We start from the raw sequence: 15,553 nt of genomic DNA, 5'->3' as shown, positions 1-15,553 counted from the left end.
TAACCCTAACGGACCGTTAAGAAGCGCCGACTCAGCAGTTCGGCCGGAGATCATTGCATGCCTGTCGAACTCGTCGAGCAGAAGCCGGAAGCCGCCTTGCCTGTCTATCTGGTGGCAAAGGACGCCCTTGAAGCCGCGGCGTTGCCGCCGCCCGCTATCGCCTGGGCGAGGGCCAACGGTTTTTCCGGCGAGGCAGGGCGCACGCTGGTCCTGCCGGGCGAGGGCGGCGGCCTTGCCGGCGCGCTGTTCGGTATCGGCGACAGCGCCCTTGCCCTCGGCGCACTCGCAAGGACGCTGCCGGAAGGCGACTGGCATTTCGCGTCGGGTCCGGCGCAGCCAGAACTCGCGGCGCTCGCGCTTGTCCTGGGCGGCTATGTCTTTACACGTTACGGCAAGAAGCCCGGCAAGGCTCTGCGCTTTGCGCTTCCCGAGGGCGTCGACGCCGCGCATGTCCGCCGCGTCGCCGACAGCGTGTTCCTGGCGCGCGACCTCGTCAACACGCCGACCAGCGACCTCGGTCCGGTCGAGCTGGAAGAAGCCGCCCGGAAGCTGGCGGCCGCCCATGGCGCCGATATCGCCGTGATCCATGGCGACGATCTCCTGGCGCGGAACTTCCCGATGATCCACGCCGTGGGCCGTGCCTCGACCGGCGCGCCGCGGCTGATCGACATGAGCTGGGGGCCGGGCGATGCGCCGAAGGTGACGCTGGTCGGCAAGGGCGTCTGCTTCGATACCGGCGGCCTCGACATCAAGCCGTCGTCGGGCATGCTTCTGATGAAGAAGGACATGGGCGGCGCCGCCAACGTGCTGGGCCTCGCCTCCATGATCATGGCGGCGAAACTCAATGTCCGGCTGCGCGTGCTGATCCCCGCCGTCGAGAATTCGATCGCCGGCAATGCCTTCCGGCCCGGCGACGTGTTGCGCAGCCGCAAGGGCATCACGGTCGAGATCGGCAACACGGACGCCGAAGGCAGGCTGATCCTGGCCGACGCGCTGGCGCTGGCCGATGAGGAACAGCCCGCTTTGCTGATCGACATGGCGACGCTGACCGGTGCCGCCCGCGTCGCGCTGGGGCCCGATTTGCCGCCTTTCTACACCGCTGACGAGACGCTTGCCGCCGATCTGGCCCAGGCATCGGTCGCGGTCGAGGATCCGCTGTGGCGCATGCCTTTGTGGCGCCCCTATGATGCAAAGCTTTCCTCGAGGATCGCCGATATCAACAATGTGACGACGGACGGTTTTGCCGGATCGATCACCGCGGCCCTTTTTCTCAAGCGCTTCGTCGAGAAGACCCACAGCTGGGCGCATTTCGACATCTTCGCCTGGAACCCGGCCGACCGCCCCTACGGCCTGACCGGCGGCGAGGCGCAAGGCATTCGCGCTCTTGAGCGCGTCATCGCCAATCGCTTTGGCTAGACCATGATCCCGAACCGGAGGTCAGCGCGGCAAAAAATAGCGACCGGTTTTCGGATAAGATCATGGCCAAACAAAAACAAATCGTCACTGAAACGGAACCGAAACAATTTGCCGGCATGCTTGGGCTATGTCGATCTCGATGCGCCCGAGCCAGGCCTTGCGACTGTGGCAGCAGGTGATGCTGGCCCAGGTGCGCGACGGCGCGCCGGATCTCACCATGCGCCAGACGGCGATACTGTTCACCATCTACCTCGATCCGCCGCCCCATACGGTGCGCGGGCTGGCCGCCAAACTCAACGTCACCAAGCCGGTCATCACCCGCGCGCTGGATACGATGGGAGCGCTGAAGCTGGTTTCGCGCCATCGCGATGAGCTTGACAAGCGCAACGTGCTGATCCGGCGCACGGTGGAAGGCGCGCTCTTTGTCGAGCGCTTCGGCGATGGTATCGTCGCCAGGGCGCACGAACTGCCCATCTGACCTCACTGCCGACCACTGGATTTATCGATTTGACCGCCAGGGATGCCCGCCTTCATGCCTTCCGCTCCGACCTTGCCGATGCGAGGCTGAAGGGGGAGGTCGCCGCCGACCGCTTCGTCACCGGCCGCCCGGCGCGGGTCACGGTGTCGGTCGCCGATCTGCGCAAGGCGCCGCGCCCGGATGCGGGCGTGAACACACAGGCGCTGTTCGGCGACGACGTGCTGGTGTTCGAGGATGCCGAAGGCTGGGCTTGGGTGCAGGCCGAACGCGACGGCTATGTCGGCTATGTGGCCGATAATCTGATTGGCGCGCGCGACCATGCGCCCACCCACATCGTCTGCGTGCCGCGCACCTTCCTCTATCCGGGACCGGATCTGCGCTTTCCGATCAGTGGACAGCTGTCGATGGGCTCGACCGTGGCCGTGACCGGTTCGGCCGAAACGCGCGGCACGCATTATGCGTTGCTGCCCTCCGGCCAGGCGATCATCGCCGGGCATCTGCGGCCGATCGCCGAGCGGGCCGAGGACTACGTCACCGTCGCAGAAACCTTCCTGGGGACCCCCTATCTCTGGGGTGGCGTCTCCGGCTTCGGCATCGACTGTTCCGGGCTTGTGCAGTTGGCAATGCGCGTGGCCGGCGAGAATGTGCTGCGCGATTCCGACATGCAGGCGGCGAGCATCGGCACGCCGTTCGAGCCGGGTCCGGACTTTGCCGGACTTCGACGAGGCGACCTCGTCTTCTGGAAAGGCCACGTCGCGATCATGACCGACGCTCGCGACATGATCCACGCTAATGGCCACACCATGCTGGTCTCGCGCGAGGGGCTGAAAGAGGCGGTCGATCGCATCGGCTATCTCTATGGCGGCCCGACGGGGTTTCGCAGGCCCTGATCTTTCCTTCTCCCCGTTCACGGGGAGAAGGTGCCCTAAGGGCGGATGAGGGGCAGCGCGAACCTGCGATTGCTCGCGCTGACCAAGCTAACCTCTGAACATTGGTGCAGCCCCTCACCTGCCTGCCGGCATCCTCTCCCCGTAAACGGGGCGAGGAACCATGATCCCTTTTTGTTCCGATTTTCCTTGGCGATTGCGCGCCGCCGCGCTACCTCTTGCGCGTGACCGAGCAGCCGCGCCTTGCCGAGCAGAATGCCGCTGTCCTGCTGCCTGAGCCATTCGTCAGATGGTTCGGCGAAAAGGGCTGGTCGCCGCGCGTCCATCAGCTCGAGTTGCTGGCGAAGGCTCAAAGCGGCCAATCGGTGCTGCTGATCGCACCGACCGGCGCCGGCAAGACATTGGCCGGCTTCCTGCCGTCGCTGACCGAGCTCGCCAACCGTCCCAAGCGAAAACCAGGCCAGGCGCATCGCGGCATCCACACGCTCTACATCTCGCCGCTCAAGGCTTTGGCCATCGACATCGAGCGCAATCTCGGCAAGCCGGTCGCGGAGATCGGACTGCCCGTCACCATCGAAACGCGCACCGGCGACACGCCTTCGCACAAGCGCCAGCGGCAAAAGCTTGTACCGCCCGACATCCTGCTCACCACGCCCGAGCAACTCGCGCTGCTGATCGCCTCGAACGACGCCAGGCGCTTCTTCGAGGATTTGCGCTATGTCGTGCTCGATGAACTGCATTCGTTGGTCACCTCCAAGCGCGGCCATCTGCTGGCACTTGGCCTGGCGCGGTTGCGCGCCTTTGTGCCCGGGTTGCAAACCATAGGCCTGTCAGCCACCGTGGCCGAGCCGGACGAATTGCGGCGTTGGCTGGTCAGTCAGGCTTCTCCCGGCGCCATGTCCGAGCTCATCGTCGTCACGGGCGGTGCCAAGCCCGAGATATCAATCCTCGATTCAGAAGAACGGGTGCCTTGGGCCGGGCACTCGGCCCGCTACGCCACTCCCGAGATCTATCGCGAGATCAAGCGGCACAAGACCACGCTGCTGTTCGTCAATACGCGCAGCCAGGCCGAGCTTTTGTTCCAGGAGCTATGGCGCGTCAATGAAGACACGCTGCCGATCGCGCTTCATCACGGATCGCTTGATGTCGCCCAGCGCCGCCGCGTCGAGAAGGCCATGGGCGAAAACGCTTTGCGCGCCATCGTCGCTACCTCGACGCTGGATCTCGGCATCGACTGGGGCGATGTGGATCTGGTCGTGCATGTCGGTGCGCCGAAAGGCGCCAGCCGACTCGCGCAGCGCATCGGCCGTGCCAACCATCGTATGGACGAGCCCTCAAAGGCGATTCTCATCCCGGCCAACCGCTTCGAAGTGCTGGAATGCCGGGCGGCGCTCGATGCCAATTATCTCGGCGCGCAGGACACGCCGCCGCTTGTCAATGGCGGGCTGGACGTCTTGGCTCAACACGTGCTGGGCTGCGCCTGCGGGGCGCCGTTTCATGCCGATATGCTCTTTGAGGAGATACGGACGGCTGCGCCTTACGCCAGCCTGGACAGGCCGACATTCGACCGGGTTATCGACTTCGTCGCCACCGGCGGCTACGCGCTGAGAAATTACGAGCGCTATGCCCGCATCCGTCAGACCAAGGAAGGCTTATGGCGGGTTTCAAATCCGGCCGTCGCCCAGCAATACAGGCTGAATGTCGGCACCATCATCGAAGTGCCGGCGCTCAATGTGCGTTACGTCCAGGCCGGCAGCAGAGGGGCGGCCTCGCGCGGCGGCAGGGTGCTGGGAAAGATCGAGGAAGCGTTTCTGGAGACTTTGACGCATGGCGACACCTTCATGTTCGCCGGCAAGATCCTGCGTTTCGAAGGCATTCGCGAGAACGAGTGCTTCGTCTCGAACGCACCCGGCAGCGACGCGAAGGTGCCCTATTATGGCGGCGGCAAATTCCCGCTTTCGACCTATCTCGCCGAGCAGGTGCGGGCCATGCTCGATGACCCGCAACGTTGGAAGAAACTGCCCGAACAGGTGGCGGATTGGTTGCGGTTCCAGGCGGACAAGTCCGTGCTGCCGAAACGCGACGACCTGTTGATCGAGACTTTCCCACGCGGCAACCGGTATTACCTCGTTGCCTATCCATTCGAAGGCAGGCTTGCGCATCAGACGCTCGGCATGCTGCTCACGCGACGGCTGGATCGGGCGGGCGCCAAGCCGGTCGGTTTCGTGGCCACCGATTACGCGCTGGCCATCTGGTCGCTGGCCGACATGGGCTGGATGTTCAAGAACAGAAAACCGTCGCTGGCCACGCTGTTCGATCAAGACATGCTGGGCGATGATCTCGAAGCCTGGTTCGCCGACAGCTGGCTGCTGAAGCGCACCTTCCGCAACTGCGCGCTGATTTCCGGACTGATCGAAAAGCGCCACCCCGGCAAGGAAAAAAGCGGCCGCCAGGTGACCGTTTCGACCGACCTCATCTATGACGTGTTGCGCAGCCATGAACCCGACCATATTCTGCTGCACGCCACCCGTACGGATGCCGCGACCGGGTTGCTCGATGTCAGCAGACTTGCCGACATGCTCTCGCGCATCCGCGGTCGAATCATGCATAAGAACCTTGAGCAGATATCGCCGCTTGCCGTGCCGATCATGCTTGAAATCGGCAAGATGCCGGTGAATGGCGAGGCGGACGAAACGCTGCTGATGGATGCCGCCACCCTCGTCGAAGAGGCCATGGGGCCGGAGATGGCGGACTGAAAGAAGGCCTAGGAGGGGATGAATTTTTCTTTGTCGCGCGCAACGCTGATCGCCGAGGCCGATCTCGTCGGCATCGCCGGCGAGCGTGCGGTCTGCGACCGGCGCGGCGTTCTCTATTTCCCCGACCTGCGATTGCTTGCCGTCTCCGACCTGCATCTCGAAAAGGGCTCGTCCTTCGCCCGGCGCGGCGCGCTGATCCCACCTTACGACACCGGCGCCACCTTGCTGCGGCTTCAGGCGGTCATCGCCGACTACCAGCCGCGGATCGTCGTCAGCCTGGGCGACTCCTTCCACGACGGCGGCGGCGCCGAGCGCATGCATCTGAGTTTTCGCGAAAGGCTGGAAGCGATGATGGCAGGCCGCGACTGGTTCTGGGTCGCCGGCAACCACGATCCCGATGCGCCCGCCGACCTGCCGGGCGAGACCGTCAAGGAACTCGCCATCGGCTCGCTGCTCTTCCGTCACGAGCCGTCGAAGACGTGGGTTGAGGGCGAAATCGCCGGCCATCTCCACCCTTGCGCTCGCATCGTCCAGCGCGGCCGCTCCGTCAGGCGGCGCTGCTTCGCCGGCGACGGCGGCCGCATGATCATGCCGGCCTTCGGCGCCTATACCGGCTCGCTCAACGTGCTCGACCGCGCCTATTCCGGCCTGTTCCGGCTGGAAACATTGATGGCCTATATGCTCGGCGCCGAGCGCATCTTCGCCATTTCCGGCTCGATGCTGCGGCCGGGCTGAAAGACTACTCGCGGCCGTAATAGAGTGTCACGGTGTGCTTCGCCTCGGCGAAGAACAGCCAGCGCTCGACAAGCATGCCGGCGAGCTGGGACATAGCCGCGAGCGCCGACGCAATCGCCACGAAGGGCCACGGCAAGGCGAACGCGACGGCAAGCAGGACAGCCGGCGCGATGAAAGCCAGGCCTTGGGCGATCCGCCTCAGCTTGGCGCTGTGCTTGCGCGCGATGCGGAAGCCCATTTCCTTCAGCAGATAATTTTCTTCGGTGTGCGGCCATTCGATCGACCGCACCGAGCCGCCTGCCAAACCAGTCGCCGTGTTGGCCGTGGTCGGGATCTCCAACCGGTCATTGTAGCGCCAGGTCGCAAGCTTCCAGCCCCAACCGATAAGCGTGGCAAGCAACGCGCAGATCAGCACCGCCGTTGAACCCAGCTTGAACCCCTGGAGCAAAGCGTTGGCGAGAACGCTTCCGGTCATCGCCGCGAAGATGAGATAAGCCGGCAAAGTATAGCGGCTGTGCCATTGGGCGATCGGCTTCAGCGAGGCGTAGATCATGCCCGTCGTGCAGACTGTCGTCACCGCGCCGGCCGCCGCCAGCAGGCCGGCGATCGCCACCCAGCCGCCGTTGCGGCCGAGAAACACCCAGCCGATGCCGAACATACAAGCCGGAACGAAGGTAGCGACCGACGCCACGCCTTCGCGCGACAGCCACGAGCTGCGCCACTGAGAAAAAGCACGCCAGGCCCGCTCGGGCCGGCCGAGATGCCCGGTCGATGACAGCAATCCGGCCGCGATCAGGCCGAGCGCCAACCCCATGCCGACAAAGCCCAGCCAGAAATCGGCTGGGATGTACCCCAACCCGCCAAGCAGGCCGAGCAGCGCCAGCAGGCCGTAGCCGGCCCCTGTGGCTGTGGTGAAGAAGACGACCGAGAAAGCGGGATGCATGATCGGTCAGTTCGAAAGCATGCGATCGATCCAGCCGAGAAAGCCGCCCTCGGCCTTGATCGGCTCCAGTACCGGTGCGTCCACCTTCGCCGCCCGCTCGCTGCGGGCACGCGGCGGCAGATATCTGTTGGTCGGCTTGTAGCCAAGCTCCGGCATCAGCGCCACGCCGCCACGTTCCTCGACAAGCTGCGAGATCGCCGAGGCCGGATCGCCGAGATCGCCGAAATGCCGGGCGCTGGTCGGGCAAGCGGCAACGCAGGCGGGCACGCGATCCTCCTCGGCCAGATTGTCGTTGTAGATGCGGTCGACGCACAGCGTGCATTTCTTCATCACGCCGACATCGGTATCGAACTCGCGCGCGCCGTAGGGGCAGGCCCAGCTGCACAATTTGCAGCCGATGCATTTATCCTCGTCGACCAGCACGATGCCGTCCGAGGCGCGCTTGTAGGAGGCGCCGGTCGGGCACACGGTGACGCAGGCCGGCTGCTCGCAATGCAGGCAGGAACGCGGGAAGTTCACCGTGCGGCCGCCCATTTCGGTCGTGTGCTCGTAAGCGTGCACGCGGTTGAACCAGACGCCGTCGACATGTCCGCCATAGGGGTCGATGTCGGTCAGCGGCGCCATGTGGCCGCCAGTGTTCCACTCCTTGCAGGCGGTGACGCAGGCCTGGCAGCCCACACAGGTGTCGAGGTCGATGACGAGGCCGAGTTTCTTGTCGGTCCGGGCGGGAAGGCAGGTCATTCGGCGGCTTCCCTGTTCATGCGAAACGCGGCGCCGAAGCGAAGCACTTCGGGCGAAGGTTCGAAATGCGGCGGCTGGGCGAAACGCTCGAATTGCGGCTCGGTGAAGCCGGCTTCCTGCGGCGCGCATTTGACGATCCGCACGCGCACGTCGAACCATGCCGCCTGTCCGGTGACCGGGTCTGAATTGGAGTAGCGCTTGCCGTTGGCGTCGGCCGATGTCTGGTCGCCGATAATGTGGTTGAGCAGGAAGCCGCGATTGCTTTCCGCCGCATCGTCCTTCAGGCCCCATGTGCCGCGCCGCTTGCCAATGGCGTTCCAGGTCCACACCGTATCCGGGTTCACGCCGTCGATCAGCTTGATCTGGCCTTTCACCCGGCCGTTGATGCTCTCGATCCATACCCAGTCATCGTCGGCAAGGCCGAGACCGGCGGCCGTCTGGTGATGGACGAACAGCCTGTTCTGGCTGGTGATCTGCCGCAACCACGCATTCTGCGAGCCCCAGGAATGGTACATATGCATCGGCCGCTGCGTCAGCGCATGCAGCCTATATTTTTCGAGGTCGACGGCGCCGTCCTCGAAGGGCGCGTACCAGAAGGGCAGCGGGTCCATATAGGCTTCGATGCGGCCGCGCTCGGCGTCGGGCGGCTGCACCTTGCCATGGCCGCGCGCGGCAAGCCTGAACCGCTGCATCGGCTCCGAGTAGAGCTGGAAGACAATAGGCTCGGCCTTGGGGATGAAACCCATCTCAACGGCGAAGTCGAGATAGGCGCGGTTGCCCATTTTGTAATAGCGCTGGTCGTCGGAGAAATCGTGATGCCAGAACCCGCCATTGTCGATGTAGCGCTGCAGCTGGTCGGGGTTGGCGTCGCCCCTGCCGATCGAGCCGCCATTCTTGCCGCGCCAGCCGGCTAAAGGGCCGATGCCGGGCGTGCGCTGATGGTTGACGATGTAGTCGGCATAACAGCTGTATTTGGCCGAACCGTGCTCGTCGACGAAGCCTGGCAGGCCAAGCCGCGCGCCGAGCTCGATCAGCACCGACTGGAACGGCCGCACGTCGCGGTCCGGCTGCACCACTGGATGGCGGATGGCGTCGGCGGCCCCGTCGGCATGGCTGATCGGCCGGTCGAGCAGGCTGATGCAGTCGTGCCGCTCGAGATAGGTGGTGTCGGGCAGCACCAGGTCGGCGAAGGGCACGGTCTCGGAATAATAGGCGTCGGAATAGATGATGAAGGGGATCTTGTAGGCGCCGGCCTGGTCCCTGTCGGTCAGCATGGCAATCGTCTCGACGGTGTTCATCGACGAGTTCCACGCCATGTTCGACATGTAAATCATCAGCGTGTCGATCGGATAAGGATCGCCGGCCCAGGCGTTGCGGATGACCGAGTGCATCAGCCCATGCGCGGCCAGGGGAGCTTCCCAGGAATAGGCCTTGTCGATGCGGGTGGGCTGGCCGGCGTCGTCGACGAGAAGATCGTCCGGTCCGCAGACGAAGCCGAGCGGCATGCCGTCGAGCGGCGTCATCGGCCGAACGCTTTTTCCGCATGGCTTCGGCCCCGGCGGCGCCGGGCGCGGATAAGGCGGCTTGAAGCGGAAGCCGCCGGGGACATCGACGGTGCCGAGCAGCACCTGCAGCAGATGGATGGCGCGGCAGGTATGAAAACCGTTGGAATGGGCCGAGATGCCGCGCATGGCATGCATCGAGACAGGCCGTCCCTTGATCGTCTCGTGCCGCCGGCCCGCCCAGTCGGTCCAGGCTATCGGCAGTTCGATCGTCTGCTCGAAGGCGACATGCGCCAGCTCCGCCGCGATGCGCCGGATCGTTTCCGCGCTGACGCCGCAGCGCTCCGCCACGGCGTCCGGCGAATACGTCTCGTCGAGATAGCGTTCGGCGATGAGCTGGAAGACAGGCACGCAGCGCTGCCCGCCGACCTCATGGCAGCCGGTCAGCGCTGGCTTTGCTTCGGGGTCGGCCGCATTGACCGGTTGCTTGGCCGCCCTGTCCCAGGCAAGCGGGTTGCCGTCCACGTCGCGAACGAACAGCCCGTCATCGGCGGCCCCCGGCTCCTGCACGACCAGCGCAGACGCGTTGGTGTAGCGCAGCAGGTAGTCGAGATCGACGCGGCCGGCCTTGAGCAGTTCATGGACCAGCGCCAGCACGAACAGCCCGTCGGTGCCCGGCCTGATGCCGATCCAGTCGTCGGCGATCGCGTTGTAGCCGGTGCGGCAGGGGTTGATCGAAACCACCTTGGCGCCGCGCGCCTTGAGCTTGCCGAGGCCGATCTTGATCGGATTGGAATCATGGTCCTCGGCGACGCCGAACAGCATGAAGTATTTCGTGTTGTCCCAGTCGGGCTCGCCGAATTCCCAGAACGAGCCGCCGATCGTGTAGAGCCCGCCGGCCGCCATGTTGACGGAGCAGAAGCCGCCATGCGCGGCGAAATTGGGCGTGCCGAATTTCGAGGCCCACCAGCCGGTCAGCGATTGCGACTGGTCGCGTCCGGTGAAGAAGGCGAGTTTTTTCGGGTCGGTGCGCCGGATCGCCGACAGCCTTTCGGTGGCGATGGTCAGCGCTTCGTCCCACTCGATCTCGCGGAACTCGCCCGAGCCGCGCGGCCCGGTCCTCAGCAGTGGTTTCTGCAGCCGCGCTGGGCTGTAGTGCTGCATGATGCCGGCGCTGCCCTTCCCGCAGATCACGCCGCGGTTCACCGGATGGTCCTTGTTGCCGTTGATGTAGCGGACCTTGCCGTCCTTGATGTGGACGTCGATGCCGCAGCGGCAGGCGCACATGTAGCAGGTGGTCTTGGCCGTGCGGTCGGAGACGCTTGGCGAGGTCTCGACGCCGTCGCCCTCGTCCGGCGCTCGGCTGTCGGCCAGCGGCCGCTGCGAGGAGGCGGAATTGGCGCCGCGCGGCGCGGCTTTGCTCATGATCCGCGAACGCTCTTGCCGTTCGCCATCTTGGCCTTCGTCTTGGGTCCCGGGCCGCGCATGTAATGGAGTTCAGGATGATAGCGCTCGCCGGCGAGCCGCCGCTTCAGACGGCGGTTCCAATGCGCGAACAGGGATTTGAAGCGCCCTATCATTTCCCACTCTTGGTCTCTGGCGACCAATTTTTTCCAACTTCAGGCAAAAACTTAGAACAAAGCCATTGATGCGTCTAACAAGCGGCTCTTGTAATTCCGATCGATTTTGCTTCTTAGTTGCGCCATGACTCTCGACCAGTTGCGCATCTTCGTCGCCGTCGCCGAGCACGGCCATATGACCAAGGCCGCCGAGCGGCTCGGCATCTCGCAGTCGGCGGCCTCGGCCGCCATCCGCGCGCTCGAAAGCCAGCATGGCGTGCGCCTGTTCAACAGGGTTGGCCGCAACATCGAACTGGCGCAGACCGGCCATCGCTTCCTGCCGGAGGCCAAGGCGGTCCTGGATCGCGCCGCTGCTGCCCGCGGCGTTCTGGAGGATGTCTCGCAGACCGTCGCCGGCAGCCTGTCGATCGCGGCGAGCCAGACCATCGCCAGCTACTGGCTGCCGCGTCGCCTGGCTGCCTTCCACGAAGCCTATCCGGCCGTGAAGCTGAGCGTGACGATCGGCAACACCAGGCAGGTTGAGACCAATGTGCTGGACGGCCGCGCCGATTTCGGCCTGGTCGAGGGCCGCACCGAGTCCGACATCCTGCGCCGCGTCACGGTCGACGAGGACCGCCCGATGCTGGTTGTGGCGCGCTCGCATCCCGAGATTCCGATGACGCGGGCGGGAAACCTCGACATCAGGGCGCTGCGCTGGATCATCCGGGAAGGCGGGTCGGGCACGCGCGAGGCGCTGGAGGATTTCGCGCTCAGTCAGGGGGTTCCGCCGGCGGAATTGCAGATTTTCCTCGTCCTGCCCAGCAACGAGGCCGTGCGTCAGGCCGTCGAGGCCGGCGCGGGGGCGACGATCATCTCGGAACTCGTCGTCGCGCGCTCCCTGGCGGAGGGCAGCCTCAGGGCCGTGCCGGTCGAATTGCCGAAGCGCGACTTCGCCATGATCACGCATCGCGACCGCCAGGCGAGCCTCGCCCAGATGGCGCTGAAGGCGCATCTGGGCGGAAAGGTCGGCTGAGCCCAGGCGGCACCCGGACTATGTTCTTGGGATGCTGATCATCGCGAACGTTCGCGATTGTCCGAAGCCTCCGAACGTCGTCATCCACGGGCGGAGCGACGCGAAGCGGAGCGTAGACCCGAGGATCCATTCCGTGACCTTCGACGTGGAGTGCACCGGACCAGAATTCTGCATCGCAGCGGCGCTTATACGTCACAGAATGGATCCTCGGGTCTGCGCCGCGTCGCTTCGCTCCTTGCTCCGCCCGTGGATGACGAAGTGACTGGCGTCTTAGTCAACTCCAGCCCTCACGCGTATTTGCGCTGCGCGTCAAGCGCCAGCCCAAGGCCGACCGAGCCGAACATGTCGCCCTCGATGACGGAGGCCTGCGGCACCAGCGACAGGATTTGCCGCTTCGCCAGCGGGATGGCGGTCGAACCGCCGGTGAGGAACACGGCGGTGATGGCCGAGGCGGCAACGCCGGCGTCGGCGATCGTCTGTTGGACCGTCGCGGCCACGCGTTCGATGTCGCCGGCAATGGTCTCCTCGAGGCCGGCGCGCGTGATCTCGGCCGCGAAACGCGCGCCGGGCAGCGACACCTTCACTTCGGCCGAAGACTGGTCGGTCAGCGCGATCTTCGCCCTTTCGACAAGGCCCGCCATCGCATGGCCGTAGCGATGCTCGACGACGTGGATGAAGCGGTCGACAAGGTCGGCCCGCTCGGCCTCGTAACGGATCTGCCGCAGGTCGTTCATCGCCCTGGTTGTGTAGACGAGGTTGATGCGCTGCCAGGTCGCCAGGTCGATGAAATAGGCAGCGGGCAGGTTGCGCTTGTGGTCCTTGGTCCGTGTCAGATAGCCGAGCTCGGGCATGACATGGGCGATGCTGAGCAGCCGGTCGAAATCGGTGCCGCCGATATGGACGCCGCGATTGGCCAGGATGTCGGCCTTGCGGTCGGTCGAGCGAGCGCGCTCCGGCGAGACCCGCACGATCGAAAAGTCGGATGTGCCGCCGCCCATGTCGACGATCAACGCCAGCTCCTCGCGAGCGACCTTCTGCTCGTAATCGAGCGCCGCCGCGATCGGTTCGAACTGGAAGGCGATGTGCTTGAAGCCCTGCGCGCGCGCGGCCTTTTCAAGCTCGCCTTGCGCCTTCGCATCGGCGGCCGTGTCGTCGTCGACGAACTGCACGGGCCTGCCAAGCACGACACTTTCGACCGGACCGCCTGCGTCCTCTTCCAGCCGCTTCTTGAGATGATCAATGAACAGCCCGATGATGTCGATGAAGCCGATCTGGCGCGCCTTGATGCGCGTCTTTTCGTTGGCGAGCGAACTGCCGAGCACGCTCTTCAGCGAGCGCATCAGACGCCCTTCGATGCTGTCGGTGTAGTCGCTGATCGCACGGCGGCCGAAATAGGTGTAGCCGTCCTCGAAGTTGAAGAACACGGCGCTTGGCAAGGTCGGTTGCTCGCCCTCCAGCGCCACCAGTCGCGCCCGGCCGTCGCGGATCACGCCAACGGTGGAATTGGACGTGCCGAAATCGATGCCGCCGAATGCCGATCGCATCGCAGCCTCCTGTCGTTGCCTGGGGCAGGGTTGCCGACGACGCGAAGCGCGCCGTCGTCCGGAAAGCCGGACGCTCTGCCGAAAATCGAAATGTGTGTGCTTGTCCCTAGGGCTGGGAGGCGGCGATGTATCGCAAAACCGGGAAAAGGGAAACCCTCTTTTCACGGGAAAATGGGTCTTCCCATTTTTCCCGCGGCTATCAATCCTTGCGGAAGATGAGCCGGCCCAGCCAGCCGGTCAGCATGGCGAGCGATATCGCGAACACGCCATAGAGGAAGGAATAGTCGTGCGCGACGCGGAAGATCGATTGCTCGAAACCGGACTTGCGGATTTCGAGCTGGGCCGAGCTTTCCTTGACGAACATGCCGCTCTTGAACAGGAACGCGCGGGCTTTATGGGTCCCGACCGGCACGTTGGGCGCGAGCCGCACGGTGGCGCGAAACAGGTTCTGCGACAGGAACTGCACGCCGCCGACATTTTCGCTGTAGAGGCCCGTCGCCGCCTTGCGGTCGCGTAGCGCGGCCGTGAATTCCTCGATGGTTGCCGGGCTGTCGGTCTCGTCGGCGGGCTTCATGTAGAGGTTCTGCGCGCCGAGCGAGAGCTGCTTGTATTTGGCAGGCTCGGCGATGTCCTGCAGCGGGCGCGTCGTCGCGACGGAATAGGAGACCGGCACGTTCTCGAACGTCTCCGAGTCCAGGTTGACCCAGACGCCGAGCACCCGGTCCTTGCGCCGGACGACAACAGGGCGTGGCGGGCCTTCGAGCACGACGATCACGTCATAGCGCCCCTGGCGCGCGACCAGCGGATCGGGATTTTCCAGCGATCCGAAGATGGTCAGGTCGGCGCCGGAGAAACCCGCCGTGATCGAAACGGCGTCGGTCGACAGGCCGATCTGGATGCTTTCGGCAAGCGGCGTTTGCGCGGTTGCCGGGGAAAGGGCAAAGAGCATCGACAACGAGGCGGCGGCTGCAAATGCTCGTCGTGCCGCCATCAGTTCAGGCCCGCGGCGGAAAGCGAATAAAGATTGGGCGGCGTCACGAAGAGATCGACGGCAAGGCGGATGGCGACGGCCAGCACCAGCATCGCCAGCAGCGCCCGCAACTGCTCGCCGCGCAGTCTCTGGCCGGCCTTGGCGCCATATTGCGCGCCGGCGACGCCGCCGGCCATCAGCAGGAAGGCCAGGATCACGTCGACCGTCTGGTTGGTCGTGGCATGCACCAGGGTGGTGTAGGCCGAGGTGAAGATGATCTGGAACAGCGAGGTGCCGATGACGACATTGGTCGGCACCTTGAGCAGGTAGATCAGCGCCGGCACCATGATGAAGCCGCCGCCGACGCCCATGATCGACGACAGGAAGCCGATCCCGGCGCCGAGCCCGAGCACCGGGATGACGCTGACGAACAGCTTCGAGGCGCGGAAGCGCACCTTGAACGGCAGCCGGTGGATCCAGTTGTGCTGTCCGGATTTCTTGAGCACCGGCGCCGCGCCGCTGCGGCTGGCGCGCAGCGCGTTGACGCTTTCGACCAGCATCAGTCCGCCGACGGTGCCGAGCAACACGACGTAGAGCAGCGAGATGAACAGGTCCAACTGGCCGAGGCGGCGCAACAGCGCAAAGACGAAGATGCCGGCCGTCGAGCCGACGATGCCGCCGGCCAGTAGCACGCCCCCCAGCTTGAAATCGAGCGTGCCGCGCTTGAAATGCGAAAGCGCGCCGGAGAAAGAGGAGGCGATGACCTGGTTGGCGCCGGTGGCGACGGCGATCGCCGGCGGGATGTTGTAGAAGATCAGGAGCGGGGTGATCAGGAAGCCGCCGCCGACCCCGAACATGCCCGACAGGAATCCCACCGCCGCGCCCATCGCCAGCAGCACGAAGACGTTGACGGAAATTTCCGCGATCGGGAGATAGATGCCCACCCGTCTGTCTCGATCAGTTTGTCTGTCGGCCCATAGTGCCGTCCC

The 15,553-nt window shown here is 64.9% G+C and carries 13 protein-coding genes; 7 read left to right on the top strand and 6 right to left on the bottom strand.

The features are described 5' to 3' along the window. The first annotated feature begins 57 nt into the window (after nt 1–57). The 5 genes from FJ417_RS01315 (at nt 58) to pdeM (ending at nt 6,272) form a co-directional block, all read left to right on the top strand. Nucleotides 58–1,416, top strand: coding sequence for a leucyl aminopeptidase family protein (locus tag FJ417_RS01315; RefSeq protein WP_140782197.1), 1,359 nt, complete (start codon nt 58–60; stop codon nt 1,414–1,416). Between the two features lie 127 nt (nt 1,417–1,543). Then, nucleotides 1,544–1,894: a MarR family winged helix-turn-helix transcriptional regulator gene (locus FJ417_RS01310; protein WP_140782196.1), complete on the top strand. Its 351-nt coding sequence runs from the start codon at nt 1,544–1,546 to the stop codon at nt 1,892–1,894. A 29-nt stretch (nt 1,895–1,923) separates the two neighbouring features. After that, complete coding sequence (locus FJ417_RS01305; RefSeq protein WP_140782195.1) at nt 1,924–2,784, top strand: NlpC/P60 family protein; 861 nt, start codon at nt 1,924–1,926, stop codon at nt 2,782–2,784. 221 nt (nt 2,785–3,005) lie between these two features. Next, nucleotides 3,006–5,537 (top strand): ligase-associated DNA damage response DEXH box helicase, encoded by a 2,532-nt coding sequence (locus FJ417_RS01300; protein ID WP_140782263.1) that lies wholly within the window; start codon nt 3,006–3,008, stop codon nt 5,535–5,537. Nucleotides 5,538–5,555: 18 nt separating this feature from the next. Further along, nucleotides 5,556–6,272, top strand: a complete 717-nt coding sequence (gene pdeM / locus FJ417_RS01295) for a ligase-associated DNA damage response endonuclease PdeM (RefSeq protein WP_140782194.1) — start codon at nt 5,556–5,558, stop codon at nt 6,270–6,272. A 4-nt stretch (nt 6,273–6,276) separates the two neighbouring features. On the opposite strand, the gene FJ417_RS01290 is transcribed toward pdeM, so the two are convergent. The 3 genes from FJ417_RS01290 to FJ417_RS01280 are packed head-to-tail and all read right to left on the bottom strand — an operon-like array spanning nt 6,277 to nt 10,883. Next, on the bottom strand, nt 6,277–7,215 hold the full coding sequence (locus FJ417_RS01290) for a DmsC/YnfH family molybdoenzyme membrane anchor subunit (protein ID WP_140782193.1): 939 nt from the start codon (nt 7,213–7,215) through the stop codon (nt 6,277–6,279). Between the two features lie 6 nt (nt 7,216–7,221). Then, nucleotides 7,222–7,956, bottom strand: coding sequence for a 4Fe-4S dicluster domain-containing protein (locus tag FJ417_RS01285; RefSeq protein WP_140782192.1), 735 nt, complete (start codon nt 7,954–7,956; stop codon nt 7,222–7,224). Beyond that, nucleotides 7,953–10,883, bottom strand: coding sequence for a molybdopterin oxidoreductase family protein (locus FJ417_RS01280; RefSeq protein WP_140782191.1), 2,931 nt, complete (start codon nt 10,881–10,883; stop codon nt 7,953–7,955). The genes FJ417_RS01285 and FJ417_RS01280 overlap by 4 nt, the downstream gene beginning before the upstream one ends. 77 nt (nt 10,884–10,960) lie before the next feature. Here FJ417_RS01280 and FJ417_RS33005 point away from each other — a divergent pair, with 77 nt between their 5' ends. Both FJ417_RS33005 and FJ417_RS01275 read left to right on the top strand, forming a co-directional pair. After that, on the top strand, nt 10,961–11,107 hold the full coding sequence (locus tag FJ417_RS33005; protein ID WP_181182103.1) for a hypothetical protein: 147 nt from the start codon (nt 10,961–10,963) through the stop codon (nt 11,105–11,107). A 55-nt stretch (nt 11,108–11,162) separates the two neighbouring features. Next, nucleotides 11,163–12,050, top strand: a complete 888-nt coding sequence (locus FJ417_RS01275; protein ID WP_140656313.1) for a LysR family transcriptional regulator — start codon at nt 11,163–11,165, stop codon at nt 12,048–12,050. Between the two features lie 287 nt (nt 12,051–12,337). On the opposite strand, the gene FJ417_RS01270 is transcribed toward FJ417_RS01275, so the two are convergent. The 3 genes from FJ417_RS01270 to FJ417_RS01260 all read right to left on the bottom strand — a co-directional run bounded on the left by FJ417_RS01270 (nt 12,338) and on the right by FJ417_RS01260 (nt 15,508). Further along, complete coding sequence (locus FJ417_RS01270) at nt 12,338–13,594, bottom strand: Hsp70 family protein (protein ID WP_140782190.1); 1,257 nt, start codon at nt 13,592–13,594, stop codon at nt 12,338–12,340. A gap of 199 nt (nt 13,595–13,793) precedes the next feature. Next, nucleotides 13,794–14,585, bottom strand: coding sequence for a TIGR02186 family protein (locus FJ417_RS01265; RefSeq protein ID WP_140782189.1), 792 nt, complete (start codon nt 14,583–14,585; stop codon nt 13,794–13,796). Next, complete coding sequence (locus FJ417_RS01260; RefSeq protein ID WP_140659420.1) at nt 14,585–15,508, bottom strand: sulfite exporter TauE/SafE family protein; 924 nt, start codon at nt 15,506–15,508, stop codon at nt 14,585–14,587. The genes FJ417_RS01265 and FJ417_RS01260 overlap by 1 nt, the downstream gene beginning before the upstream one ends. Nucleotides 15,509–15,553: the final 45 nt, after the last annotated feature.

This window comes from Mesorhizobium sp. B3-1-7, from assembly GCF_006439385.1.
Taxonomy (GTDB): Bacteria; Pseudomonadota; Alphaproteobacteria; order Rhizobiales; family Rhizobiaceae; genus Mesorhizobium.
Note: the sequence above shows the minus strand (reverse complement) of the source record. Positions and strands in the feature narration are given on the sequence as shown.